Below are 24,235 nucleotides of genomic sequence, written 5' to 3' on the forward strand. Positions count from 1 at the left end.
AAAATATATATTGTGCTTTTTGTTTATATTTTTTAGTCCTATCGTAGACATTAAAATTTTTGACATAAATTTAGGATGGATAGAGTTCAGTATTTGCTGTAGCTAATACAAACATAATAAAAATACTTGATTTATATTTTTATTTTTAAACTTGCAAAATAAGCTTAAATTTAGAAATATTTAAGTCAAGCATGCATAAAATTAAAAAATATTTAAAATTTTAAGTTAAATAAAATAAGGAAAATATTTTGGGGGATATAGTTAAAATTCTTGCTGACATAGGCGAGGTATATGAAAAAGAAGAGCTTAAGCTCAAAAATGGCGCTCATAAATACGACAAGATCAAAGTCTATCTTTGCGACATAGCGACCAAGCAGATCGAGCCAAATTTTAATATAAGCAAAGACGACCTAATAATATGTAGATTTGGCGTTGGAGCAAATTCTGGCAATCTTTTCCCAAATTCTCAATTTTTATCCAAAGAAATAAATAAAGACGAAGCTAAATTTATAAGAGGCATTTTGAAATCTATTTCAAATTTGCTCTCCTTTTTTGAGCCAAGCATTATAGAAAAAGACGCTATTTTATCCATATTATCAGCTATAAACGAAGAATATTTTGCTGGTATTATAGATGAGATCAAAGGTCTTGATGAGCTAAAAAACGAAAAAGGCAAAAAAGTCGCTACTTTTTTCTCGCTCTCATATAATGGCAAGCCGGTTTCTGCATATTTTAAGCAAATTTTTGAAAATCATATCAGCGTAAAAGAGCAAAAATCATCTTACGGGTACGATATTTTGACAAATAAAAAGGGTATCGGCGGCGATGCAAATTTAGCGTTTTGCTCGGTAAATGAGATGCCTGCTAATATGCAATTTATCAAATCAAAACTACTGCCGTTAAACGCCATTAGCGCAAAAAAGGTAGAAAATGGCTTTAAAGCGATAAAAGATAAGCTATCGCATAATTTTTATGGTATGAAAATGGCGATTTTGCCGACTATTTTGAGTAGCTCAGTAAATTTAGAAGAGATTGTAAAAATACTTGAAGAGACTTCAAAGAGCGACATAAAAAATATTGAAATAGCCGAGGAAGCCATAAAATTTAGCATAGATTATTATCTCGAGACAACAGCTAAAAAGCAGGAAAATTTGCCTGTTTTAAACACGATTTTATTTTATACGCAAAGCAACGCTGCTATCGATTTAAAGCTTGCGATAGACGATGTTTTACCATCTTTTATCTCTCGCATCTCAAATTTAATGAGCTGTTTTAACATAAAAGCCTTCTATGAAAAAAATAGCGGCACAGATGAGACGATTTATCTGCAAAATTTATTTGAAAGCAGGCTTGGTGTGATGAGCTTTTTGCTATCAAGAAATAAATTTGATTTAGAGATTATGATAGAAAGATATAGCGATCTGATTTATTATGGTAGCGTCAATAAAAGTTACGCAAAAAAGTTGGAATGGAGCAAATACTTTAACGATTTTTATAAAGAAAGAAAGTTTGAAAATATTGCAAAATACCAAAATTTCTTTAATGATACCAATGTCTTAAACAAAAAACTAGTCTTTCAAAAGGAGTGCGATTTGGAAAATTTAACCGATAAAAAAGAAGTGATCAAAGAGCTAATCAAAAATAGCGAGTTTTTAAATCAAAACGATGCGCTCATTAGCGCTTATTTGCTCGGTATACTAAGCGCAGCCCTGATAAACTGGCAGCTTGGCGTGAACGGCGGCGTATCTTTTAGCAACTGGCTCAATGACTGCGGATCGATAAGTATGGAAAATTTGGAGCGAATTTGGACAAAGTGCGATGAGATGATTAGAAAGCTTAAGGCTGCTTCTGGCAAGCCAAATGCTAACATTGAAAACATAAAAGAGTGTTTGATCGAAATTTTACCGCAGGTCTTTTCTAAGGAGAGAAAGATAGTAAAAACCTCACATACTACGCTTGCCTTTGCTATGGGCGGAAGCGACTATCGTAAATTTATAAAAGAAAAAACAAAATAAGGAGAATAAGATGCAAAAAAAAGAGATACTTTTTTTATGGGACGGAGAGAACTGGAACCCAAACGGCGATATGCTAAAGGATAACGCTCCTAGGCGAGATGATGAAACTGGCGTAGCTGAGGTGACGGACGTGCGTATAAAAAGGACTATTAGAGATGAGATCATGAAAAAAGATGAGGCGTCGATTTTTATAAAGGAGTATAGGATAGAGGACGCCCTACTAGACGCTAAAACTGCGATCAGACAAAATATAAATATAAAGCAAGGCAAAAGTGAACTACAAAAAGAAATTTTGTCTAAATTTATCGATATCCGTGCATTTGGCGGAGTTTTGCCTATTTCAGATAAAGACGAGATGAGGCAGGATAAGGAGATAAAAACTGCAGGCGTTCAATTTACTGGACCAGTGCAGTTTAGACTAAGCAAATCCCTAAACAAGGTCGAAGTAGAGCATGTTAAAGGAACTGGCGCTTTTGCTAGCGACTACGATCCAAACGACCCCAAAAAACAAAAAGATCAAGCGACTTTTAGAGAAGAGGAATTTATAAAATACGCTATTTTTGCCACTTACGGCATCATAGACAACTATAATGCAGCAAAAACAGGCTTTAGCGAAGCCGATGAGGCTAAAATTTTAAAAGCTTTGTGGCATGGCACTAAAAACCTGACAACTCGCTCCAAAATCGGTCAAACTCCAAGATTTATGCTAATCATCACATACAAGGACGATACGTTTGCAGGCGATCTAAACAATAGCATAAGCCTAAAAAGCGAAAAAGAAGATAGAGTGATAAGAAGCATCAACGAATACACTATCGACTTTACAAATTTAAAAAATAAACTCGCAAGATACGCTGCAAATATAGAAAAGATAGAGTATATGAGCGATTATGATTTTGAAACGATAAACAAAGAAAATTTTGACAGCAGCTGGAAAAAGATAGAGGCATAAAATGGGCATTGTTGCTTTTAGATTATTTGGCGATTACGCTCATTTTTCGCATCCGGCGACGATTTATTCTAGCTTAACCTATCCAGTACCGCCAAAAACTACCATAATGGGCTTTTTAGGCGCTGTTATAGGCGAAGAAGAGTATCTTAAGCTATCAAACATCCAATACAGCGTAAAAATAGATAGGCAAATTTTAAAAAAAAGTTTTGTTTTTAACGGCATAAAATTTGCCCTCTCAAGCAATATGCACATAGAGGAAGGCTATCAAAACGCAAAAGAGAAAAAGCAGTTTTACAGAGAGCTAATCTGCTCGCCATCTTATGTCGTATTTTTAAATTTAGAAAATTTAGAGCAAAGTTATCAAGATAAAATAATCTCAAATTTAAAAGAGCATAAAACCGCCTTTACGCCCTATCTTGGGATAAATTTTTGTATAGCGGATTTTAGCTGGATCGATATAAAAATATGCGAAAAAATATCGCAAGATGAAAGCTTTATAGATACATTTACGCTTATGGATGATTTTGTTTTTGAAGGCATTAATGAAAATGCGAAATTAACTACGGCAAGAATGCCTTGTGGTTGCGAAAATGGACGAATTTTTAAAGACTTTAAAGACTTTGTGATGGAGATAAACGGCAAAGAGCTTATAAAATCTAAAAATCATGGAAATATTTATCAGATAAATGATGAAAGAGTCTATTTTATTTGACGAGTTTTGGTCGCATCCAAATAAACTTTTAGAAAATCATATAAAAAATATGGTCTCGCCTGACGACGATGAGCTGGGTAAGCAGGTCAAGCTCTTTCACGACATCGCAAAACTAAAAAATAATTTTCAAATTTATATCAGAGATACTTCAAACGATAAGCTGGATAAAAACCACTCGCTCTTGTCGGCATATTTTTTCTTGCTAAACTCAAAATTTGATGATATACCAACCCTATTTGGCTTTCTTGCCATCGTTTCGCACCATGGCGACGTGGTAAATTTAATGACGCTAGCCAGAGAAGCTAATAAATTTTTTAAAAACCAAAAAGAGCTAGAACAGTGGGATGAAGTGGCTGGCACTGCTAAAAACATTAAGATCTATTCTGGATTATCTACAAAAAAAGATGAGTTTTTAGATAGAGCAAAAAAGCTTCGTCAATACTTAGTTTTATCGCAGTACAGGCACAAATTTACCTATGAGGACTTTATAAATTTCAAAAGCCTATATTCAAATTTGATTTATAGCGATAAATTTGAAGCTATCTTTAGCATGCCAAAACAGCAAACCAAAAATATACCGATAGATGTTTTAGAGAGTGATATCCAAAATTTGCCGCCAAATAAAAAGCGAGATGCGTTTAGAAATTTCGTCTTAAACAACTTTGACAAAGAGCGCAAACTTTTTACTTTGACTGCGCCTACAGGCTATGGTAAGACCTTGACGGCATTAAATTTTGCATTGAAATTTAACAAATCTCGCATAATTTATGCGCTTCCATTTACTTCGATAATCGATCAAACCTACGATATAGTCGCGAAAATTTATAAAAATAGCGATATTTTGGTCAGCAAGACACACCACAAAACAACAATAGATGAAGAAAATCTAACCAAAGAGGATAGATACTCAAAGATCAAATTTCTAATGGAATCTTTTAGCGGCGAGATAAACGTAACTACGCTTTATCAGCTGATATTTGCGCTATTTGGCAACAAAAACAAAGATAACGTTAAATTTAATCAGCTAAAAAATAGCGTCGTTATCATCGATGAGGCGCAAGCGATCCCATATAACTTTAGAAAAGATTTTATCCTGCTTTGCGAGATCATTTCGCAGAGGCTTGGCACTATTTTTATATTTATGTCAGCGACGATGCCGGTCATAAAAAGCGAAAATTTTAAAGAAATTTCAAATTTAGACTATTTTTCAAAGCAGGATAGATATATCATAAAATGGCTTGATATAGGCGGCGAAGATGAGCTTTTAGAAAAGATTTGCGAGGCTGCAAGCGATAAAAATACTCTAGTCGTCGTAAATACTATCAAAAAAGCGCAAGAGCTATTTGCTAAACTAAGGTATAAATTTAACTGCTTTTGCCTAAACGGATATATGTATGATGATCACAAGCGCGCTACTATAGAGGCTGTAAGGTGCGCGATAGATAAAAGCAAAGTTGATCCGCTCGCAAACAAAATTTTACTTATCTCCACGCAGTCTATCGAAGCTGGCGTGGATCTTGACTTTGACGTTGGATTTCGTGAAGTCTCGCCCATTAGCTCTATCATACAAACAGCAGGTCGCGTAAATAGGCATTTTGGAGCAACAAGAGGCGAGCTATACGTCTTTCCTGAAATAAGCAAATTTACAAATTTGATTTACGGTGATCTATATAAAGTAAGCGGGGCTATTTTGAGCGATCTTAAGCAAAAAGAGGTGCAAGAGAGCGAAATTTTAGAAATTTCAAATTTGTATTTTCAAAAGATAAGCAATCAACTGGAAAATTTGCATATAAAAAGCGAGATAGAAAAGCTGGAATTTGAAAATATCAATCAAAAAATCGAAGATATCATGAATGACAACCATAAACAAACACTAATAATCGAGCCTGAAGAAAATTTCATTAAAGATTTTGAAGCTAAAATTTTTGAGATCAAAAATAGTCCGAATGAGAAATTTACCATAAGAGATCTTTTTAAAAACCACATCAGAAAGTTGTCTAAATTTAGCATAAATGTAACGTTAAAAGATATGAATAAGCTAATGCCAAATTTAAAACAGATAAACGGACTAAAAGATATGTTTTATCTGCCGTTTGGCTCGTCTTATTTTTATAGTGCCGAGTGTGGCCTTAAAAAAGATACGAATTTGGATATTGAGGACGAGGTATTTGACTAATGTTCTCAAAAGATCAGATCACCGGTACACTTGTGAATTACTACGTCACATGTAAGCGCGAGGCGTGGCTTTACGCGCATCAGATCCACGCGGACCAAGAGGATGAAAACGTGCTGATGGGCAAGGCGCTAGCAGATATCAAAGAGAGCGATTTGCAGGACTTTGCATTTTCAAATTTGAAATTCGACAAACTTTCCAAGCAGCGCGGACATTATCTTATCACCGAATACAAAAAGAGCCTAAAAAACGAGCTTGCTGGCAAGATGCAGCTACTTTTTTATGTCTATCTTTTAAAAACAGGCTTAAATTTAAAAGAGGTAAAAGGCAAGCTAATAAGCGGTAAAAAGGTGATTTTAGTGGAGGATAGCAGCGAAAATTTCGCTCTAATAGAGCAAATTTTAAGCGAGATAAGCGCACTTGCAAATTTAGAAAAGCCGCCCAAATTTACTAGCTGTAAATTTTGCCAAAACTGCGCATATCGCGACTATTGCACTGCTTAGGAGAGAAGATGTATGTGATACTTTTTTACGACATCGCAGGACGCGAGCAAAAAGAGCGAAATAACGCAAATCGCATCAGAAAAGCGGTCGAGAAATTTCTGCCTCGCGTGCAGTTTTCAGTCTATGAGGGCGAGATCCGCGAGAGCGACTTTAAAAAGCTAAGCAAGACGTTGCAAAAAGAGTGCGCTAGTGAGCTAGACTCCATCGTCATCTATACATTTAACTCACTAAAATACTCCGAGCGCATCGTCATCGGCGTAGATAAAAATAGCCCGGTATTTAGCTAAGGAGCAAATATGCAAAAGAGCGACAGGACGCACTTTATACTTAGTCCAGGCAGGCTTTATAGGCAAGATAACAATATCTACTTTGAAAAATTTGACGATACGGGCGAGCGAGCTTCGTGCAAGATCCTGCCGATAAACGCGATCGATGAAATTTACGTGCTGGCAAAAGTGCAGATCGACACCTACACCATCGCATTTTTGGCGGATAATAACATCCTTTTACACATCTTTAGTCCGTATCAGAGCTTTCGTGGGAATTTCTACCCAAACACGTCAAATTCTGTAAATAAAAGCGGCTTTGTATTGCTGTGCCAGCTCCGCTCTTTTGACGATCCTATCAAACGTGCATATATCGCGCGCGAGATCACTAGAACTCACATTATAAATGACGCCGCAAACTGCAAAAGACACGGCGTAAAATTTGACGTGCAGCCTCACATAAAGGCACTAGATGCCGCCACTAGTGTGCCTGCTATCATGGCGGTAGAGGGTGCATTTCAAAAGCTCTACTACGAAAAGTGGAACGAGATCATCTCAGATCAGCGAAGCTTTAAATTTACCGTCCGCTCAAAACGCCCACCCGCTGATAAGATCAACAGCTTCATAAGCTACGTAAATACGCGCATCTACAACATCTGCCTAAGCGAAATTTACAAGACCGAGCTAGATCCTCGCATCGGCTTTTTGCACGAGCCAAACTACCGCGCGCTAAGCCTTCACCTCGACCTTGCGGAGATTTTTAAGCCGATCTTGGGCGACATGCTGATTTTTAACATGCTAAATAAAAAAGAGATCACCGCAAAGGACTTCCAAACGGACGCTGGCAGGATAAAATTTAGCAACGACGCCGTGCAAAAGATCGAGCTAAAGATGATCTCACGCCTTTGCGAGACGCTCACGGTGGGCGGTAGGGAGCTAACGTGGAGGCAGGTGATCCGCCGCGAGGCAAACAAGCTTAAAAAGTGTATCTGCGAGGATGCGCCTTATGAAGGCTTTAGGTGGGAGTGAAATCACATTTTAATAAAGCGTTTTTTAAGATTTTAAAATGCTTGAAATTTAGGGCTTGGTGTATTTACACATAGCTAAAATTTAGTCAAATTTAAGGCGAAAAAATATAGACTTCTTGCACCTAAAGGCCTATAAATCAGCTTTTTGGTGCTATTAGAATTTACTCCGTTGGAGTTTGAAACAAACTGCCATTGATGATAGCTTTAGTTTTGTTAATGATTAGAATTTACTCCGTTGGAGTTTGAAACAAAGTAATATTTCGATATTCTAAGGCAGATAAACTATTAGAATTTACTCCGTTGGAGTTTGAAACAGTTTTTTTCAGGATATGAGTAAAATTGCGGACGAGATTAGAATTTACTCCGTTGGAGTTTGAAACGCTTTCCACTCGTTTTCTTCGCCCTCGAGCAAAGAGATTAGAATTTACTCCGTTGGAGTTTGAAACTATGAATAAAATCGTCTTCACGTCCAAGCGCTGCAAATTAGAATTTACTCCGTTGGAGTTTGAAACATAATCCCAGTGGCTACGTGATGAAATATATTCAAAATTAGAATTTACTCCGTTGGAGTTTGAAACGCGTGATCGTGCTTAGGATATACTCATCATCGTATAATTAGAATTTACTCCGTTGGAGTTTGAAACATAGCATTAATAGGCAAAGGGATCATAAATCCGCCATTAGAATTTACTCCGTTGGAGTTTGAAACGCTCTTTATGCTTTGGATTAATTTCACTTTCTTTTATTAGAATTTACTCCGTTGGAGTTTGAAACATAGCGTAAGCTCGGTCTTTTATATAGGTTTTTTGAAATTAGAATTTACTCCGTTGGAGTTTGAAACGGCATCGTGTTGATGAAGATCCAAATAAAGATAAAATTAGAATTTACTCCGTTGGAGTTTGAAACAACGCATAAGCGACAAATTTAAAAGTCAAAAATTTTCAAAAAAGAGATTTAAAATAATAGATCAAATAAATAATAGTTGCTATCTTGCAAAGATGTATCAAACGAACGATAATATTGTTTTATATAGATACTTCAAAAAGCCAAAACCCCAGCCAATACAGCAAAAAAACAAGCTAGAAATAATAATGAAATAGACTAAGCATAAACCAGCTTAATATCAAGAGCATTCACAACCTTAAATATACTTTCAAATCTAGGCTTTGAATTCTCTTTAAACATCTTATAAAAGCTTTCTCTATTTAAATTTGCTTTCTTTGCAACGTTTTCAATGCCTTTTGACTTTGCTATATAAAATAATGCTCTTTTAAATTCTTCAATATCGCCATCAGCTAAGACTTGATTTAAATACTCTTTTCTTAATTCATCAGTTGTTAAGTAGTCTTCTAAATTAAATTTTGTAAATTCTTCTTTCATCTATAATCCTTTAATATCTCTTTTGCTTTTTTAATATCATCGCTTTGGCTATCTTTATCGCCAGCATTTAATAATATAATTATTTCATCGCCATCAAAGGTAAAAAATATCCTTAACCCACCACGATTAAAAAATCTAAGTTCGTATAAGTCTGTATCGATAAATTTATAATCCCCTAAATGATCTTTTGCTTCTATCTGCTCTAATCTTCTTAATATAGAAACCTTGACAATAGGATTATTTAACTTATGCAACCACTTATCAAATGTCGAACTTTTTAGTACTTTCATAGGGCAAATTTTAACAAATGTAGCTTAATGGCTACTTATAAAAAATAGCCCACAACACTCATAACCCGAAGGTCGGCGGTTCATTAGAATTTACTCTGTTAGAGTTTGAAACTCACCAAGCATGGTTAGCGACAACCGCAATCACTCTTTTGATAGTCGTTTTTTTGGAGCAGTTCCATATAAATTTTTAGTTGGCAAAATTAGATGGCAGCTATTTTGACACAATTTAGAAAAACGCCTTGACCAAAGATTAAAATAAAGCAAATTATCGGATCAATGAAATTTGAAGAAGGTTGTGATAATTTTTGTCAATTATAATTAAAACAAAAAATATATGAATTTATAAAACCCACTTGTAAAGACAAGTGGGTTTTAAAATGTTTTATTTCTCTAGTTTTTCTTTAAGTTTTTCTTTTTTAGATTTAGCTTTTGAAGTAGCTTTTTCTTTCTTTTCTTTTACTTTGTCAACAACTTTGTCTTTTTCGTCTTTTGCTTTTTCACTCATACTAGTTTCATCTTCTTTACTAGAATTTAGCTCTTCTTTAGTTTTAGAAGCTTTCTTTTTAAATTTATCTTTTTTATCAGAGATTTTTTCTTTCATCTCGTCTTTTGCCTCATCCATTTTCTTCTTACCAGCTTTTGCTTTTTCGCTTACTTCGCTCTTGCCAGTAGTAGAAATTTCACCTTTTAGGTTATCAAAAGTTTTATCGCCGATGCCATTTACATTTTTGAGATCGTCGATTGAGTTAAATTTATTTGCTTTTCTATACTCGATGATAGCATCTGCTTTTGCACTGCCGATACCATCAAGACTCATAAGTTCCTCTTTTGTAGCTGTGTTTAGATTGATTGCTGCCATAGCCAAAGACGCAATAGCTGCAAGTGAAATCAAAATTTTTTTCATTTCCATTCCTTAAAAGTAAATTTGAGGTAAAATTCTAGCAAAGAGTGATTAATGAAGTATAAATATGGAATAATATAAAAATGATTTTAAATATAGTTTATAGGAGAGAATCCCTGAAAATTTCAGGGAAAAAGTTTTATTTTCTAAGTTCGCGGATCTTAGCTGCTTTACCGCGTAGTTCGCGTAGATAGAATAGCTTAGCTCTTCTAACACGACCTTTTCTAAGAACCTTTATCTCTTCGATAGAATCGCTAAATATTGGGAAAATTCTCTCAACACCAACACTGTTAGCACCGATTTTTCTGATGATAAATGTTTCACCAGTGCCGCTACCACGTCTAGCTATACAAATGCCTTCAAAATTTTGAATTCTCGTTTTGTCTCCCTCGTGAATACGAGTAGCCACACGCAATGTATCTCCTGCACGGAAGTCAGGGATATTCTTACCAGCAATTTGAGCATTTTCAAACGCTTCAATGTATTTATTTCTCATGTTTTTCCTTATTTATGTGGCTTTAGCTTTTGATATAAATCAGGGCGAAAGTACCTTGTTTTGCAGTGAGCCATCTTGTTTTTTAAGTTGTGGATTTTAGCATGATTACCCTTTAAAAACTCTGAAACCACAAAGATAGATTTAAAATTATCAGGTTTTGTAAAAGATGGGGCTTCAAGCAGATTATCCTCAAAGCTCTCTACTTCAAGGCTCATGTCGTTTCCTAAAACACCAGGCACATTTCTTGATATCGCGTCACTCATACAAAGTGCTGGCAGCTCTCCGCCAGTTAAAATAAAGTCACCTATACAAAAAACTTCGTCCGCCCAAAGTTCAACAACTCTCTCATCAAGACCTTCATATCTACTGCAGACAAAACAAATATGATCTTTTTTAGAGAGCCTTTTCGCGTCATTTTGACTAAATTTTTTACCAGCTGGCGTCAAAAAAATCACATGGGTATTTTTGTCTTTTACTTTTAAAAATTTGATCGACTCATCCAAAGGCTGTGGAAACATCAAAAGCCCTGCTCCACCTCCGATCATATAGTCATCAACTTTATTATGTTTATCGTTGGTAAAATTTCTTGGATTTATGAAATCAATTTCAATAAATTTATTGCTAATCGCGCGTTTTAAAATAGAATCGCAAAAGTAAGGTTTGACTAAACTTTCAAAAAGTGTAATAAACGTAAATTTCATGAATTTTCTAAGATGTCTTTAGCACCTTTTACTAATATCTCTCCACTTTCCAAATTTACACTTTCGATAAAATACTCCAAATATGGAATGTAGAAATTCTTTGGTTTGTCACCCGCGATAAGCTTATCATCTGTTTTTATATATAAAAGTGAATTTGCAAAATTATCTTGAATATCTTCTACGATACCTAAATTTTCACCATTTTCTACAACTTTTAATCCAATGATATCAAACTGAAAAAATTCATCTTTTTTTAGTTTGCAGTTTTTTCTAGTAAGTTCTTTTGTGGTATAGATAGTTCTATTTACGAGTGTTTTAGCAAGGTCTAAATCATCAAAATTTTCAAACAAAACCAGCTCTTTTTTCCTGTTATAGTCTTTTATGATGAGCTGATCATCGTTTTTATCAAAAAAGGTTGCGCCTTTTTTAAATTGCTCTGGGAAGTCGCTCTTGTTGTGAAGCTTTAAATAGCCCTTTAAACCAACACATCTACCGATGGTAGCGACTTCAACAATATCACTATTCAATAGCTTTTACCGTTACTCTATAACTTGTATTGTCTTTTGCTTTACAGCCAATAATAACGGTCTTTATAGCATTTATCATTTTGCCGTCTTTGCCGATAAGTTTTCCGGTATCAACCTTATCAGCACTTATAATGATCTCGACAAAATTTTCACCAAGCTCTTGACGCTCGATAGTTACCTTTTCAGGAAAATCAGCTATCAGCTTGGCGTATTCGTATAAAAAATTTTCAACCATTATTTTGTAATTTGTGCAACTCTGTCGCTAAGTTTAGCACCGACGCTTTTCCAGTAGTCCAATCTCTCTTTGTTGAAATTTACAACATTTGGCTCAACCATAGGGTTATAATAACCAATGCTCTCTATCCAGCCGCTGTCGCGTCTTTTTCTGCTATCTGTAACAACTATACGATAAAAAGGTCTTTTTTTACGTCCCATTCTTGTTAGTCTTACTACTGTTGCCATATTATATTCTCCTCTTGTTTTTAAATAAAGCTTAAATTTAGATAACAAATATCCAAATTTAAACCCTTTTATCAAACAGGTCTTTTTAAATTTGCTTGTGAAAGCATATTTGCAAGTCCTTTTGCTCCGCCTTTCCCCGAAAATTTCTTAGCAAGCTTTGAGGCATTTTCAAACTGCTTTAAAAAGCGATTTACCTCTACTTGAGATAGTCCAGAGCCAGCTGCCAAACGTCTTTTTCTGCTATTGTTTAAAATATCTGGATTTTCACGCTCTTTTTGCGTCATAGAGTTTATCATAGCCTTAATATGCAAAATTTCTTTTGAATTATCAAGGTCTATATCTTTTATCTGATTTGCAATATTTGAAAGTCCAGGTATCATCCCCATCAAAGACTTCATACTACCAAGTTTTTTAACACTTTCCATTTGATCCAAAAAATCATTAAAGTTAAACTGACCTTTTTTTATCTTTTGATTTATACGTTTTGCCTCTTTTTCATCGATAATAGTCGATGTTTTCTCAACCAAAGTAGCTAGGTCGCCCTCGCCCATTATACGGCTTACGATACGATCTGGTATAAAGCTCTCGATATCAGCTACTTTTTCGCCAGTACCGACAAATCTAAGTGGAATATTTAGCTGTTTTGCGATGCTAATAGCTACGCCACCCTTTGAGTCAGAGTCAAATTTAGAAAGGATAACTCCAGAAATTCCCAAAATTTCATTAAAACTTGTAGCTGTTTTTACAGCATCTTGTCCGCTCATGGCGTCAGCTACATAGAAAATTTCATGTGGATTTATCGCATTTTTTACGTCTTCTATCTCTTGCATCAACTTTTCATCGATCGCAAGACGACCAGCAGTATCCACCAAAAGCACGTCATAAAGGCCGCTTTTTGCTTTTTCTAGTGCTTCTTTTGCTACTTTTATGGGGTTGTTTTCGTTTTCTATATAGAAAAGATCGATCTCGTTTGCAACGCAGAGCTGTCTTAGCTGCTCAACCGCTGCTAATCTTTGCAAATCGCAAGCCGCAACTAAAACTTTTTTCTTTCTTAGTTTTAGATAGTTTGCAAGTTTGATAGTTGTCGTTGTTTTACCGCTACCTTGCAAGCCAGCCATCAAAACGATAGTAGGTGCAACTGGCGCATAGACAAAGCCTTGATTGCCAGGAGCTGTTAAGATAGTCGTTAAATTTGACTTGATCGCATCTAGAAAATTCTTTTGACCAACGCCAGTTTGCTTTAGTTCGCTTTCGATAGACGTGAGTAGATCTTTGGTAACTTTGTGGTGAACATCAGCTTTTAAAAGAGCTTTTTTGAGCACGTCAAGTGCGTTTTTTAGAGCTTTTTCGTCATCTACAAAACGTATCTTGCTAACGGCTAATCTAAAAGACTCGCTAATTTGTTCGAACACTAATCACCTTTCTAAGTTGTTATTAAAGGGCGTATATTACTAAATAATTTCTTTATTGCTCTTTAAATTTCAAATTTATTAGATAGCTCAAATCCAAGAGAGTTAAATTCTCTTGGGATTGGCGCTTTAAATTTATAGTCTAAAAGAGCGATAGAATAGGCATGCAAGAACATTCTATTTGTCCTATTTTTGCCGTATTTCTCATCGCCAACAATAGGTAAATTTAAACTAGCCAAATGCACTCTTATCTGGTGCGTTCTGCCTGTTTTTATGGCAACTTTTACCAGCGTTTTTTTACCAGCAACCATGAGCGGTGAAATTTCACTGATCGCCTCTTTGCCATCTTTTGAGATCTTTGAAAAGGCGCCATTTTTATTTTTTATCGTTAAGATCGGCTCATTTACGACGACCTCCTCACTCATGATGCCCCTAACTGCGGCCACGTAAATTTTCTCAACCTTCATCTTTTTAAACTCATTTATCGCAAGGCTTGCAAATTCGTCATTTTTTACAAGAAGCAGCACCCCGCTTGTGTCTTTATCAAGCCTGTGAAGTAGTGGAAATTTATAAATTTGGCTGATTTTTTCACTAGTTATGGCAGCTGGTTTATTGATGGCTATTAAATTTTCATCTTCAAAGATAACGCTTGACTTTGGCATCTCTTCAACGTTAAATTTAGTATTTTCGCTCATTAGCGCACGAGCGATCATCACCTTTTGTCCCTTGGCATAGACTAGTCCGCTGTCGATTAGCTCCTTTGCCTCGTTATTTGAGATGTTTTTTTGCTTGGCTAAAATTTTATACGCTTTTTCTTCACTCATAAAGTGCTCCTTATATCTTCTATGATCGCATCAGCACTGGCCTGCACGGCGATCTTGCTCTTTTTGGCATCACTATCTATTATGCCGCCGATCTCGCTAGCATTTGCGATGTAGATGTTTTCAACTAGGCCAAATAGCGCCTTTTGATTAAATATAAACTCGCCGCTAATGATCACTGGGTTAAATTGCGCGCACTCGATTGGATTATGCCCACCGATATTTGGCACAAAACTGCCGCCAAGTACGACTACATCGCTAATAGCATAGACATTTACAAGCTCGCCTAAAGTATCAAGCAAATTTACTTTAGCATCAAATTTATGCCTTTGGCTAAATTTAGCAAAGCTAAAATCATGCTTTTTAGCGTACTCGCTCGCTAGCTTTTCCACTTCAGCAAATCTCTCAGGGTGGCGTGGTGCGATGATTAAAAGATCGTTTTCTTTTAAATTTAAATTACCTAAAATCATCTCTTCTTCGCCAGTATGTGTGCTTGCTAGCACGATCACTCTAGCTTTTGGCTTTTCATAAATTTTGCTTACACTTGGTAAAAACGCAGCTTTTATGTTGCCAACGACCTCTATCTCGCCTGCTCCTAGCGTTTTTAGCCGCTCTTTATCAAGCTCGCTTTGGGCGTAAATTTTATCTATAAATTTAAAAAGATATCTATAAAAAAAGCCAAATTTTAAGTAACTTTTGTAGCTTCTATCTGAAATTCTAGCGTTTATCAGTATCACGCGGCTGCCTTTTAGCTTTGCCATGAAAACTAGCATAAGCCAAAGCTCAGCCTCAAAAATGACTAAAATTTTGCTCTTTTTTAGCCAAAATGGCAAGAAAATTTCAAATGGCAAAAATCTCGTGTTAGAGCAAATTTTGCTTGCCGCTTCAAAGCCCGTATTTGTCACCACACTTATGGCTTTGCTGTCAAATTTTTGCATCAAAGGCTTAAGCGCTTGCACTTCACCAAATGAGCAAGCGTGAAAATGCACATCTGCATCTTTAAATTTAGGATTATTAAAGAGAAAAAAACGTGCTGGGATTGATCTATGGTACTTTTTTTTAAAACTTAATAAAAGTAGAAAAATAGCCCCAAAAAAGTAGAGTATTGAGGCTAAAAAATAATATATTATTATCACGAAACGTGTTATTGCTCTTGTTTATACAAAATTCTACCACAATGCGGGCAAGTAACGATATCTTCGCCTTTTACAACCGCAGAGAAAGTTTTATCATTTATCTGCATAAAGCAGCCATAACAAGCTTGTTTTTTAACAGGCACAACGGCTGTGTTGTGAGCCCATTTTCTGATCTTTTCGTAAAATGCTAGGATTTTTTGGTTCATCGCAGCGACAAGTTTATCTTTTTTAGCATAAACCTCTTTGCGCTCTTTTTCGATCTTTTCAAGCTCAGATGAAACCTCGCTTTTTATCTTTTCTAAATTTCCTTCAAGCTCTGTTTTTTTAGCATTTAGCTCATCTTTTTGAGCATTTTTATTGTCTATTAGTTTTTCAAGTCTAGCGATCTCTTCGTTTGCTGCTTCAAGTTGCTCTTTTGCGATATCTTCTTCAAGGCCTAGCGCTTTTATCTCTTTTTCGCTTTTTGCGCTTGAGCTTTTTTTAGCTACATCTTTGATCTTTGCGCTAAATTCTGCGATGTGAGCGTTTGTGCCTGATTTTTGTGATTTTAGATCATTTACCTCTTCGTCAAGTCTTTCTACATTAACCGCTATAGTTTCACACTCTTCTTCTATGCTTTTATAGGCTTTTTCTACTTCTTGTATGCGCGGTGTGAAACCATCTATTTGTTTGTCAAGATCAGATAATTCAACTAATTGTTGCAAATATTTATTCATAATGTTTCCTTTTTTTGTTAGCAATATGTAAATGGGTTTTTAGAATTGCTTATTATAACTTCAATTTTTAGATTTTGCAAATATTTTGCTAAAAAATCACTAAAATAACGCTCGCTTTCATAGTGGTTTATGTCGATCAAATTTAGTCCATTTTCCTTTGCATAAAGGGCTTGGTGATACTTTAGATCGCCCGTTAAAAAGGCGTCTGCTTTGACATCTTGCATGAGATCTGCGCCGCTCCCAGTGCAGACGCAAATTTTAGAAATTTCATCTTTTGCATAAACTGCTCTTAAATTTTCTAGCCCAAGTTTTTCTTTTACAAATTTACAAAGCTCGCTAAATTTCATCTTCACATCAGCGTAGATCAAAAAGCCCTCTTTACTTGAAATTTCAAGTCCCAAAACCTGCGTCACAAATTTTTCATTTAAAAAGGCAAGGTCGGCATTTGTGTGAAGCGAGATGAGCGAGATGTTTTTTATCATCATCTCTCTTATGAGCGAGCTTGGATAGAGGCTGTAGTCCAGGCTTTTTAGACCCTTAAAAATGAGCGGATGGTGGGTGATAATGAGCGAGTTTGGCAAGACATTTTGCAAAAGCTCGCTATCTAGATCAAGGCTTAGATAAATTCGCTCAAATTCGCTATCAAATGAGCTAACCTGCAGGCCGCTATTGTCCCAAGACTCTTGGCTCGCAAATGGGCAAATTTCATCTAAGATTTTATAAATTTCAGCTATTTTCATCAAATTTTACTTTTGCTCTAAGCTCTCTTTATATGTTAGCGCGCACTCTTTTGCAAGCTCACGAATTTTTAAGATGTAGTCTTGTCTTTGTGTCACGCTGATCGCTCCGCGCGCGTCAAGGACGTTAAATGTATGAGCTGCAAGCATGCAGTAATCATACGCTGGCAGTGAAATTTTAGCCTCCAAGCAGCGTTTGCACTCGTTAAATGCGTTTTCAAACTGGTTAAAAAGCATATCAACATTTGCCACTTCAAAGTTATATTTGCTCCACTCATACTCGCCTTGCTTATGCACGTCGGCGTAGGTTACGATGTTGCCATTAGAGTCGTCCCAAACGATGTCATAGACGCTATTTACATCTTGTAGATACATAGCTAAACGCTCAAGGCCGTATGTTATCTCGCCAGAGATCAGCTCACATGCGATGCCACCAACTTGTTGAAAATAGGTAAATTGCGTAACCTCCATGCCATCTAGCCAGACCTCCCAGCCAAGTCCCCAAGCGCCAAGTGTAGGGCTCTCCCAGTTGTCTTCGACAAAGCGGATGTCGTGATTTTTCAAATTTAGACCAAGTCTTTCAAGGCTTTTTAGATAAAGCTCTTGGATATTTTCTGGGCTTGGTTTTATGAGCACTTGAAACTGATAGTAAGCGCCAAGGCGGTTTGGGTTTTCGCCGTATCTGCCATCAGTCGGACGGCGGCTCGGGGCTACGTATGCGGTCGCCCAGGGCTTTGGTCCAAGGCTTCTTAAAAATGTCGCTTGGTGATATGTGCCCGCACCTGCTGGCATGTCGTATGGCTGAAGTATGACGCAGCCTTGCTCTTGCCAATAGTTTTGAAGCGTTAGTATTATTTGTGAAAATGTCATTTTTTGCCTTTTATTTTATTGATATATAAATTTCTATTTTATCTTTTAGGTATTTTTCAAAGTCCGTTTTATAGGCTCTTTCTAGCTCACTACTTTCAAAATATCTCCAAATTTCACCCCAAAATTTTGCAACATTTTGTGGCTCATTTGCAAAACTAAAAAGAGCATATTTTCCACTTTGTATCTTTAAATTTTCATCACCTTTTTGGTGCGATCTTATGCCGATGAAGTTATCGTAATGTCCATTAAGATCACTTTCGTAGTTGCAGTAAACGCTATAAATTTCACTCTTGCCATCATAGAGCTCGCCCATAAATTTAGACCATAAAGCTGGAATTTTGCCCTTGCCGTCCATTTCATCTTCATTTTTAGTGCGAGTTTTTACTCCATAAATTTCAAAGCTATCATCTAAATTTATAATCTTCATAAACTACTTTTGTCCGTTAAAATTTTCAACCGCTTGGTTCCACATGAGCTTATATTTTCGTTTTAAAAACTCAACTTCATCTTGTGAAATTTTAAGCTGTTTTGTAAGCGTCTCAACCGTTTTTCTATCTTCATCATAGAGCTCTTGCATCGAAATGAGTGCCTCTTTTAAAAATTTATTCTCATTTCTTAAGGTCTCAAGCGTCTCATCTTTTGCGTCAAGCACCTTTTCATGTAAATTTAGTATCGTGCCGATCGTCTTTTCGACAAAGCTAAAACCATCTTGGCTTTGCGGCTGCAAGGATAAATTTTGCGAGACACTAGGCACCACGCTCATCGTTCCCTCGCTCGCTTCTATCAAAATTTCTCCATTTTCCTCTTTGGTTTTTAAAACGCCACGATTTATCATATCCTCGATAACTTCGCGCTCCAAGTGCACAAGTTTGCAAAATTCATCAACTCCAAGATAGGTCTGCACCGCTTCTCCTTTTATAGTATCACTTCAACCTTTGAAGAGTCTTCCTCTAAAGCCTTTATCTTTGCCTCTCTGTCGGCCTTTAGCGCACTTGCTAGCCCCTCATCTTCAAGGGCTAAAATTTGCACCGCAAGATAGGCTGCATTTATCGCACCAGCCTTGCCGATAGCTAGGGTTGCCACTGGCATGCCACTTGGCATTTGCACGGTTGAGTAAAGTGCATCAACGCCGCTTAGAGCTGAGCCAGCCATTGGTATGCCGATCACTGGTTTTGTTGTGTTTGCAGCGATCGCTCCAGCTAGGTGAGCTGCCATGCCAGCAGCTGCGATGAAGACTTTTGCGCCCTTTTTCTCGGCATTTGCGACATATTCGCTAGTTCTTTTTGGACTTCTATGGGCTGAGCTGATGATCAGTTCATATTTTACGCCAAATTTCTCCAGAGTCTTTGCCGCCTCGCTAACGATCTCATAGTCACTTTTACTTCCCATTATAATAGAAACAAATTTCATATTTTCTCCCTTAAAAAACTAAATTTTGGCAGCTTAACGCCAAGTTTTATCTCATTTTCATTGCCGCTGTGAATTTCGCTCATGATCTTGCCTTTTTTGGTGATGAGTTGTTTAAATTTTATAAATTTCTTGCCATCTTGCGAATAGACCTTAGAAATTTCATTTTCACTATCATCTATGTGTAAGCCAGTTGGAGCTACGATCTCATAGCCCTTATCTGGGAAAATTTTATATTTACACTTAAAAAACTCGCCATCTTCACTTATAGCATTTACCTGATGAGTGCCCTCTTCTAGGCTGCTCGTGTGATTTTGCGTATCGGTTCGCTCATAAGGTCTATGCACCAAGTAGCCATCCGTAAAGCCGCGATTTTTCAGCGTATTTATCTCATTTTCATAAATTTGCGCGTCAAATTTATCATCCATGGCGTCATCTATCGCCATTTTATAGGCTCTTGCCGTGCAAGCTGCGTAGTACTCGCTCTTTGTGCGACCCTCTATCTTAAAGCTATCAATGACACCGCTATCAACGATCTCTTTGATGTGCGAGATGAGGCAAAGATCTTTTGAGTTCATAATGTGAGTGCCGTTTTCGTCCTCTTCTAAGCGGAAAAGCACGCCGCTCTCTTCGTTTTTGGCGTAGAGTTCATATTTAAACCTGCAGTCATTTGCACAGCTACCGCGGTTTGACATACGTCCGCTTTGCACTGAGCTTACTAGGCACCTGCCAGAGTAGGCAAAGCACATCGAGCCATGGACAAAAATTTCAATATCAAGAGTTGGAATTTCCTCTTTTATCTTTATAACATCTTTTAAATTCATCTCTCGTGCCACGACGATGCGTTTTGCGCCCATATCGTGATAAATTTTGGCGTCCAAAACGTTCATAACATTTGCCTGAGTTGAGAGGTGTATCTCGATATCTGGAGCGATCTCTTTTGCTAGGCTCATAACGCCTGGCGTTGCGATGATAAAGGCGTCTGGCTTCATCGCTGAGATGGTTTGCAAGTGCCTTTTTAGCGGCTCTATCTGAGAGTTAAAAGGAAAGGCATTTATGGTCGCATAAAATTTTTTTCCCTTTTCGTGTGTGTAGTCTATCGCCTCTTTGAATGTTTCAAGGTTAAACTCCCTTGCTGATCTAGTCCTTAGCGAAAAGCTAGCAACCGAGCCATAAACAGCGTCGGCTCCATATTCAAGGGCGATTTTAAGTTTTGTTAAATTTCCAGCTGGAGATAAAAGCTCAGGCCTTTTTAGCACTATTTTTTACCTAGACTTTCTATCAAGGCTTCGATGTCATCGTTGCTGACAAGGTTTTCAGTCGTTGTATCACCAGCGATATGAACAGCAGATCCCACGCGTTTATCGTCATCAATACGACCTTCAAACAATGTATTCATATATTTGCTAAGCGCCCTCATAACGTTGATAACACGCTCGATCTTTTGTCTGTGGATGTCTTGATACTGCATCATATCCATAGCCATCATGATCTCATCTTGTCCCATTTGTAAATTTCCGATGATATTATCGATCGTGCCAAGAAGCGAGTTGTTTTTCTCTAAAGCCTCGCTAAATGCGGCGATATTTGGAAATTTCTCACTTAGTGTCGTAAATAGCTCAACGTTTGAGTTTATCGCGTCTTTTAGGCTATTTGAGTCGCTCTCAGCGTCCATAAAAAAGTTATTTATCGTCTCAAGCTTGTCAAACATCTGAGTAGCTTTCTCTTCACTATCTCTTGTCACATCGTCAAGCTGATGCACCATTTTGTGGTCTTCAGTCGGTGGTGGCGGTGGCCAAACGCCGTCTGCGCTCACTCTGTAGTTTTCGCTCTGTTTTGAGCTATTTGCTTGTGGCTCATCTGCTTTAGCACTCATTGCCTCTGCAACTTCTGCTACCTCGTCTGTTTCCTCTTTGACGTCCGCGACCTCTTGGCTGGCATCTTTAGTATCACCTAAATCATCCTCTAATCCGCCCGCCATAAGCGCGTCAAGTTCCTCTTGGGTCATAAAAGCTCCTAATAAAATTTGCCTTGATTATATAGGATTTAAATAAAAAGAAAGTTTAAAAAGTATGCGTTTATCTTTAAATTTATCAAATTTTAGGTAGCATTTTTGAAAAATAAACGACTTTAAAAGGCTAAAAATGACCGTCGATCTTCACAACCACACACCTCTTTGCAACCACGCAGTTGGCGAACCGATAGAATTTGTGAGATGCGCCATAAAAGCTGGCACAAAATACTTTGGCTTTAGCGATCACGCGCCGATGAACTACGATGAAGCTTATAGGATGAAATTTGAGGAGATGCAAAGCTACGAAGACGAAATTTTACGTTTAAGAGATGAATTTAGCGGCGAGATAGAAATTTTACTTGGCTATGAGATGGACTTTTTAGATGGATTTATGGATGAGCGAGTTTTTGCTAGAAAGGTTGATTATCTAATAGGCTCTGTGCATTTTTTTAACGGCTGGGCGTTTGACAATCCCGAATTTATCGGCGGATACGAGGGCAAAGACTTGGATCAAATTTGGCAGGAGTATTTTGACCACATAGAAAGGTCAGCTAAGCTTGGTAAATTTGACATCATGGGACACATCGATCTTTTAAAACTCTTTAAATTTTTACCCAAAAAAGATGTCAGGATCCTAGCCAAAAACGCGGTAAAAGCGATAAAAGAGGCAAATTTGGTAGTCGAGATAAATGCAGCTGGCTTTAGAAAGCCTATCGGCGAGCAATATCCAAGCGTAAATTTACTTGAGCTAATCGCTGAAAATGACATCACCATCACCTTTGGCTCAGACGCTCACGCCAAAGAAGATATCGGTAAAAACGGCGAAATTTGCGAGCAGATAGCTAGAAATTTGGGATATTCAAAGTGTGCGATATTTAAAAACAGAGATAGAGAATTAGTAAAATTTTAGTTTGGGGTCAAATAAAATATAAAAATAATCTTAAATATAAAATTTTGTGATACAATACGAAAATTAAAAACCAGAAGGAGATAAAAAATGGGAAAATTCGTCCAAAACATCGATCATTTTTTTGATTTTTGCAAAGAAAATGAAGTTAAATTTGTAGATTTTAGATTTACCGATCTAAATGGCGCTTGGCACAGCATAAGCTACAACATAAAAGCTGTTACAAAAGAGAATTTCACAAACGGCATCCCAATGGACGCTAGCTCGATGAACGGCTGGCAGCCTATCGACAAGAGCGATATGATAATGAAGCCAGAAGCGACATCTGCGTTTTTGGACCCATTTACCTCTGATATCACAGTCGTTGTTTTTTGCGATATCTACGACATTTACAAAGGTCAAATTTATGAAAAATGCCCTCGCTCGATCGCAAAAAGAGCGATGCAATATGTAAAAGATAGCGGACTTGGCGATGAGGCATATTTTGGCCCTGAGAATGAATTTTTTGTATTTGACAACGTCAAAATCATCGACAGCCCAAACTGCGCGATGTATCAAGTAGATAGCGAAGAAGGCGAGTGGAACGATGCTGCAGACTTCAAAGATAGCTACAACACAGGTCACCGCCCACGCAGAAAAGGCGGCTACTTGATGACCCAGCCAATCGACAGCATGGTCGATCTAAGAGCTGAAATGATGCAGGTTTTAGAGCAAGTTGGCCTTGAAGTATTTTTAGGACACCACGAAGTCGCACAAGGCCAAGGCGAGATCGGCGTGAAATTTGGTAACTTAGTCGAGGCTGCTGACAACGTTCAAATTTACAAATACGTCGTTCGCATGGTCGCTCACCTAAACGGCAAAACAGTTACATTTATGCCAAAACCGCTTTATGGCGACAACGGCAGCGGCATGCACGTGCACCAATCAGTCTGGAAAGATGGTAAAAATTTATTCTACAAAGAGGGCAACTACGCAAATTTAAGTGACTTTGCAAGGCACTACATCGGCGGTGTTTTAAAACACGCAAGAAGCGTTGCAGCCTTCACAAACCCAAGCACAAACAGCTACAAACGCCTAATCCCAGGCTTTGAAGCGCCATCTATCCTCACCTACTCGAGCCAAAACCGCTCAGCGAGCATCCGCATACCTTACGGAGCTGGCGAGAAGTCAGTTAGAGCTGAGATGAGATTTCCAGATAGCACAGCAAACCCTTATCTAGCCTTCTCAGCGATGCTAATGGCGGGCCTTGACGGCGTTAAAAACAAATACGAGCCAGTTGGTCCGATGGATGAAAATTTATTTAAACTTCACCTAGATGAGATCAGAGAGCGCGGCATCGAGCAGCTACCGCACACACTTCGTGGCAGCCTTGAAGCGCTTATACGAGATAACGAATACCTAAAACCGATAATGAGCGATCTTTTCATCGACACTTATCAACACATGAAATTTGAAACTCAGGTTTGGCCTTACGAAGCACGCCCAACCGCTTATGAATTTAAAACTTGCTTCTCTTGCTAAAACGCACTTCCAAGCTCATTTTGGGCTTGGAGACTTCTTTTTTTAATCAAAATTTAAAGTATAAAATCCTGCGACTATTAATAAATTTAGATCTAAATCCAATAAGTTCTATTGCTTAGAAATTTTTTAACCATAACAGATAAATTTTTAAAAGATATAAAATCTATATAGTTAAATTTTGAGCTAAATTTGGCTTTACGCACAAGAACAAATTTTAAATTTAATAAGCCCGACTCATGAAAATTTAGAAATTTAAAGCTTATACATAAAAATAGTCATAGCAGATAAATT

Annotated in this window: 29 protein-coding genes and 1 CRISPR repeat array; of the genes, 10 read left to right on the forward strand and 19 right to left on the reverse strand. The window is 37.2% G+C overall.

The features are described from left to right. Positions 1-248: 248 nt before the first annotated feature. The 7 genes from G6W43_RS09235 to cas1 are packed head-to-tail and all read left to right on the forward strand — an operon-like array spanning position 249 to position 7,650. Positions 249-2,015 (forward strand): TM1802 family CRISPR-associated protein, encoded by a 1,767-nt coding sequence (locus G6W43_RS09235; RefSeq protein ID WP_194169659.1) that lies wholly within the window; start codon positions 249-251, stop codon positions 2,013-2,015. 10 nt (positions 2,016-2,025) lie between these two features. Beyond that, entirely contained in the window at positions 2,026-2,967 is a 942-nt protein-coding gene (gene cas7b, locus G6W43_RS09240) for a type I-B CRISPR-associated protein Cas7/Csh2 (protein ID WP_103617280.1), read from the forward strand. Position 2,968: 1 nt separating this feature from the next. Then, positions 2,969-3,679 carry a CRISPR-associated protein Cas5 gene (cas5, locus tag G6W43_RS09245; protein WP_107715123.1) on the forward strand — a complete coding sequence of 237 codons (711 nt, stop codon included), beginning with the start codon at positions 2,969-2,971 and terminating at the stop codon, positions 3,677-3,679. Beyond that, on the forward strand, positions 3,657-5,855 hold the full coding sequence (cas3, locus tag G6W43_RS09250; RefSeq protein WP_194169660.1) for a CRISPR-associated helicase Cas3': 2,199 nt from the start codon (positions 3,657-3,659) through the stop codon (positions 5,853-5,855). The genes cas5 and cas3 overlap by 23 nt, the downstream gene beginning before the upstream one ends. Then, entirely contained in the window at positions 5,855-6,355 is a 501-nt protein-coding gene (locus G6W43_RS09255; protein WP_148824788.1) for a CRISPR-associated protein Cas4, read from the forward strand. The genes cas3 and G6W43_RS09255 overlap by 1 nt, the downstream gene beginning before the upstream one ends. 8 nt (positions 6,356-6,363) lie before the next feature. Beyond that, positions 6,364-6,642 carry a CRISPR-associated endonuclease Cas2 gene (gene cas2, locus G6W43_RS09260; protein WP_021088044.1) on the forward strand — a complete coding sequence of 93 codons (279 nt, stop codon included), beginning with the start codon at positions 6,364-6,366 and terminating at the stop codon, positions 6,640-6,642. A 9-nt stretch (positions 6,643-6,651) separates the two neighbouring features. Then, entirely contained in the window at positions 6,652-7,650 is a 999-nt protein-coding gene (gene cas1, locus G6W43_RS09265) for a CRISPR-associated endonuclease Cas1 (RefSeq protein ID WP_148824789.1), read from the forward strand. Between the two features lie 152 nt (positions 7,651-7,802). Further along, a CRISPR array of direct repeats spans positions 7,803-8,555; the repeat unit is 30 nt; unit sequence ATTAGAATTTACTCCGTTGGAGTTTGAAAC. A gap of 195 nt (positions 8,556-8,750) precedes the next feature. Here cas1 and G6W43_RS09270 read toward each other — a convergent pair. Both G6W43_RS09270 and G6W43_RS09275 read right to left on the reverse strand, forming a co-directional pair. Further along, positions 8,751-9,029 carry an addiction module antidote protein gene (locus G6W43_RS09270; RefSeq protein ID WP_009293986.1) on the reverse strand — a complete coding sequence of 93 codons (279 nt, stop codon included), beginning with the start codon at positions 9,027-9,029 and terminating at the stop codon, positions 8,751-8,753. Next, complete coding sequence (locus tag G6W43_RS09275; RefSeq protein ID WP_103617285.1) at positions 9,026-9,319, reverse strand: type II toxin-antitoxin system RelE/ParE family toxin; 294 nt, start codon at positions 9,317-9,319, stop codon at positions 9,026-9,028. Before G6W43_RS09275 ends, G6W43_RS09270 begins: the two co-directional genes overlap by 4 nt. 121 nt (positions 9,320-9,440) lie before the next feature. Between G6W43_RS09275 and G6W43_RS09280 the strand changes: the two genes are divergently transcribed. After that, positions 9,441-9,539 carry a S26 family signal peptidase gene (locus tag G6W43_RS09280; protein ID WP_194169661.1) on the forward strand — a complete coding sequence of 33 codons (99 nt, stop codon included), beginning with the start codon at positions 9,441-9,443 and terminating at the stop codon, positions 9,537-9,539. Between the two features lie 162 nt (positions 9,540-9,701). On the opposite strand, the gene G6W43_RS10925 is transcribed toward G6W43_RS09280, so the two are convergent. From G6W43_RS10925 to G6W43_RS09365, 17 genes are all read right to left on the reverse strand, one after another. Beyond that, complete coding sequence (locus G6W43_RS10925) at positions 9,702-10,223, reverse strand: ComEA family DNA-binding protein (protein ID WP_103617286.1); 522 nt, start codon at positions 10,221-10,223, stop codon at positions 9,702-9,704. 136 nt (positions 10,224-10,359) lie between these two features. Then, the gene (gene rplS, locus G6W43_RS09290; protein WP_002941851.1) at positions 10,360-10,716 is read right to left on the reverse strand and encodes a 50S ribosomal protein L19; all 357 of its coding nucleotides are present in this window, start codon (positions 10,714-10,716) and stop codon (positions 10,360-10,362) included. A gap of 8 nt (positions 10,717-10,724) precedes the next feature. After that, positions 10,725-11,417 (reverse strand): tRNA (guanosine(37)-N1)-methyltransferase TrmD, encoded by a 693-nt coding sequence (trmD, locus tag G6W43_RS09295; protein WP_103617287.1) that lies wholly within the window; start codon positions 11,415-11,417, stop codon positions 10,725-10,727. Further along, positions 11,414-11,944, reverse strand: coding sequence for a ribosome maturation factor RimM (rimM, locus tag G6W43_RS09300; RefSeq protein WP_103617288.1), 531 nt, complete (start codon positions 11,942-11,944; stop codon positions 11,414-11,416). Before rimM ends, trmD begins: the two co-directional genes overlap by 4 nt. Beyond that, the gene (locus tag G6W43_RS09305) at positions 11,937-12,179 is read right to left on the reverse strand and encodes a KH domain-containing protein (RefSeq protein ID WP_009293991.1); all 243 of its coding nucleotides are present in this window, start codon (positions 12,177-12,179) and stop codon (positions 11,937-11,939) included. Before G6W43_RS09305 ends, rimM begins: the two co-directional genes overlap by 8 nt. Beyond that, positions 12,179-12,406 (reverse strand): 30S ribosomal protein S16, encoded by a 228-nt coding sequence (gene rpsP / locus G6W43_RS09310; protein ID WP_103617291.1) that lies wholly within the window; start codon positions 12,404-12,406, stop codon positions 12,179-12,181. Before rpsP ends, G6W43_RS09305 begins: the two co-directional genes overlap by 1 nt. A 71-nt stretch (positions 12,407-12,477) precedes the next feature. Further along, a complete protein-coding gene (gene ffh / locus G6W43_RS09315; RefSeq protein WP_194169662.1) occupies positions 12,478-13,818 on the reverse strand; it encodes a signal recognition particle protein in 1,341 nt (446 codons plus the stop codon). Positions 13,819-13,880: 62 nt separating this feature from the next. Beyond that, entirely contained in the window at positions 13,881-14,639 is a 759-nt protein-coding gene (locus G6W43_RS09320; protein WP_194169663.1) for an RluA family pseudouridine synthase, read from the reverse strand. Then, on the reverse strand, positions 14,636-15,772 hold the full coding sequence (gene waaA, locus G6W43_RS09325; protein ID WP_194169664.1) for a lipid IV(A) 3-deoxy-D-manno-octulosonic acid transferase: 1,137 nt from the start codon (positions 15,770-15,772) through the stop codon (positions 14,636-14,638). The genes G6W43_RS09320 and waaA overlap by 4 nt, the downstream gene beginning before the upstream one ends. Positions 15,773-15,780: 8 nt before the next feature. Beyond that, the gene (locus G6W43_RS09330; protein WP_002941798.1) at positions 15,781-16,488 is read right to left on the reverse strand and encodes a zinc ribbon domain-containing protein; all 708 of its coding nucleotides are present in this window, start codon (positions 16,486-16,488) and stop codon (positions 15,781-15,783) included. A 17-nt stretch (positions 16,489-16,505) separates the two neighbouring features. After that, positions 16,506-17,228, reverse strand: coding sequence for a Nif3-like dinuclear metal center hexameric protein (locus tag G6W43_RS09335; RefSeq protein ID WP_194169665.1), 723 nt, complete (start codon positions 17,226-17,228; stop codon positions 16,506-16,508). A 6-nt stretch (positions 17,229-17,234) separates the two neighbouring features. Beyond that, positions 17,235-18,095 carry a glycine--tRNA ligase subunit alpha gene (gene glyQ / locus G6W43_RS09340; protein ID WP_021084368.1) on the reverse strand — a complete coding sequence of 287 codons (861 nt, stop codon included), beginning with the start codon at positions 18,093-18,095 and terminating at the stop codon, positions 17,235-17,237. A 10-nt stretch (positions 18,096-18,105) separates the two neighbouring features. Beyond that, positions 18,106-18,522, reverse strand: coding sequence for a GyrI-like domain-containing protein (locus tag G6W43_RS09345; RefSeq protein ID WP_194169666.1), 417 nt, complete (start codon positions 18,520-18,522; stop codon positions 18,106-18,108). Positions 18,523-18,525: 3 nt separating this feature from the next. Continuing rightward, complete coding sequence (locus tag G6W43_RS09350) at positions 18,526-18,999, reverse strand: DUF3972 domain-containing protein (RefSeq protein ID WP_002942132.1); 474 nt, start codon at positions 18,997-18,999, stop codon at positions 18,526-18,528. A gap of 11 nt (positions 19,000-19,010) precedes the next feature. Next, positions 19,011-19,505 carry a 5-(carboxyamino)imidazole ribonucleotide mutase gene (purE, locus tag G6W43_RS09355; RefSeq protein WP_021084425.1) on the reverse strand — a complete coding sequence of 165 codons (495 nt, stop codon included), beginning with the start codon at positions 19,503-19,505 and terminating at the stop codon, positions 19,011-19,013. Continuing rightward, positions 19,502-20,761, reverse strand: coding sequence for a U32 family peptidase (locus G6W43_RS09360; RefSeq protein WP_194169667.1), 1,260 nt, complete (start codon positions 20,759-20,761; stop codon positions 19,502-19,504). The genes purE and G6W43_RS09360 overlap by 4 nt, the downstream gene beginning before the upstream one ends. After that, positions 20,761-21,510 (reverse strand): chemotaxis protein, encoded by a 750-nt coding sequence (locus tag G6W43_RS09365; RefSeq protein WP_103613012.1) that lies wholly within the window; start codon positions 21,508-21,510, stop codon positions 20,761-20,763. The genes G6W43_RS09360 and G6W43_RS09365 overlap by 1 nt, the downstream gene beginning before the upstream one ends. 136 nt (positions 21,511-21,646) lie before the next feature. Here G6W43_RS09365 and G6W43_RS09370 point away from each other — a divergent pair, with 136 nt between their 5' ends. Next, positions 21,647-22,426, forward strand: a complete 780-nt coding sequence (locus G6W43_RS09370) for a histidinol-phosphatase (RefSeq protein ID WP_194169668.1) — start codon at positions 21,647-21,649, stop codon at positions 22,424-22,426. Between the two features lie 87 nt (positions 22,427-22,513). Continuing rightward, entirely contained in the window at positions 22,514-23,944 is a 1,431-nt protein-coding gene (gene glnA / locus G6W43_RS09375; RefSeq protein ID WP_009294014.1) for a type I glutamate--ammonia ligase, read from the forward strand. Positions 23,945-24,235: the final 291 nt, after the last annotated feature.

It is taken from the genome of Campylobacter concisus, assembly GCF_015229965.1.
In the GTDB taxonomy this organism is placed as follows: Bacteria; Campylobacterota; Campylobacteria; order Campylobacterales; family Campylobacteraceae; genus Campylobacter_A; species Campylobacter_A concisus_BD.

Excerpts from the sequence above, each read along its gene's own strand:
- trmD (WP_103617287.1), bottom strand. The coding sequence starts at position 11,417 with ATGAAATTTACGTTTATTACACTTTTTGAAAGTTTAGTCAAACCTTAC.
- cas5 (WP_107715123.1), top strand. The coding sequence starts at position 2,969 with ATGGGCATTGTTGCTTTTAGATTATTTGGCGATTACGCTCATTTTTCG.
- G6W43_RS09320 (WP_194169663.1), bottom strand. The coding sequence starts at position 14,639 with ATGAGTGAAGAAAAAGCGTATAAAATTTTAGCCAAGCAAAAAAACATC.
- cas2 (WP_021088044.1), top strand. The coding sequence starts at position 6,364 with ATGTATGTGATACTTTTTTACGACATCGCAGGACGCGAGCAAAAAGAG.
- G6W43_RS09280 (WP_194169661.1), top strand. The coding sequence starts at position 9,441 with ATGGTTAGCGACAACCGCAATCACTCTTTTGATAGTCGTTTTTTTGGA.
- G6W43_RS09365 (WP_103613012.1), bottom strand. The coding sequence starts at position 21,510 with ATGACCCAAGAGGAACTTGACGCGCTTATGGCGGGCGGATTAGAGGAT.
- G6W43_RS10925 (WP_103617286.1), bottom strand. The coding sequence starts at position 10,223 with ATGAAAAAAATTTTGATTTCACTTGCAGCTATTGCGTCTTTGGCTATG.
- purE (WP_021084425.1), bottom strand. The coding sequence starts at position 19,505 with ATGAAATTTGTTTCTATTATAATGGGAAGTAAAAGTGACTATGAGATC.
- G6W43_RS09255 (WP_148824788.1), top strand. The coding sequence starts at position 5,855 with ATGTTCTCAAAAGATCAGATCACCGGTACACTTGTGAATTACTACGTC.
- G6W43_RS09275 (WP_103617285.1), bottom strand. The coding sequence starts at position 9,319 with ATGAAAGTACTAAAAAGTTCGACATTTGATAAGTGGTTGCATAAGTTA.
- G6W43_RS09370 (WP_194169668.1), top strand. The coding sequence starts at position 21,647 with ATGACCGTCGATCTTCACAACCACACACCTCTTTGCAACCACGCAGTT.
- G6W43_RS09305 (WP_009293991.1), bottom strand. The coding sequence starts at position 12,179 with ATGGTTGAAAATTTTTTATACGAATACGCCAAGCTGATAGCTGATTTT.
- G6W43_RS09345 (WP_194169666.1), bottom strand. The coding sequence starts at position 18,522 with ATGAAGATTATAAATTTAGATGATAGCTTTGAAATTTATGGAGTAAAA.
- cas1 (WP_148824789.1), top strand. The coding sequence starts at position 6,652 with ATGCAAAAGAGCGACAGGACGCACTTTATACTTAGTCCAGGCAGGCTT.
- cas7b (WP_103617280.1), top strand. The coding sequence starts at position 2,026 with ATGCAAAAAAAAGAGATACTTTTTTTATGGGACGGAGAGAACTGGAAC.
- G6W43_RS09270 (WP_009293986.1), bottom strand. The coding sequence starts at position 9,029 with ATGAAAGAAGAATTTACAAAATTTAATTTAGAAGACTACTTAACAACT.
- G6W43_RS09330 (WP_002941798.1), bottom strand. The coding sequence starts at position 16,488 with ATGAATAAATATTTGCAACAATTAGTTGAATTATCTGATCTTGACAAA.
- G6W43_RS09335 (WP_194169665.1), bottom strand. The coding sequence starts at position 17,228 with ATGAAAATAGCTGAAATTTATAAAATCTTAGATGAAATTTGCCCATTT.
- glyQ (WP_021084368.1), bottom strand. The coding sequence starts at position 18,095 with ATGACATTTTCACAAATAATACTAACGCTTCAAAACTATTGGCAAGAG.
- rplS (WP_002941851.1), bottom strand. The coding sequence starts at position 10,716 with ATGAGAAATAAATACATTGAAGCGTTTGAAAATGCTCAAATTGCTGGT.
- glnA (WP_009294014.1), top strand. The coding sequence starts at position 22,514 with ATGGGAAAATTCGTCCAAAACATCGATCATTTTTTTGATTTTTGCAAA.
- rpsP (WP_103617291.1), bottom strand. The coding sequence starts at position 12,406 with ATGGCAACAGTAGTAAGACTAACAAGAATGGGACGTAAAAAAAGACCT.
- cas3 (WP_194169660.1), top strand. The coding sequence starts at position 3,657 with ATGAAAGAGTCTATTTTATTTGACGAGTTTTGGTCGCATCCAAATAAA.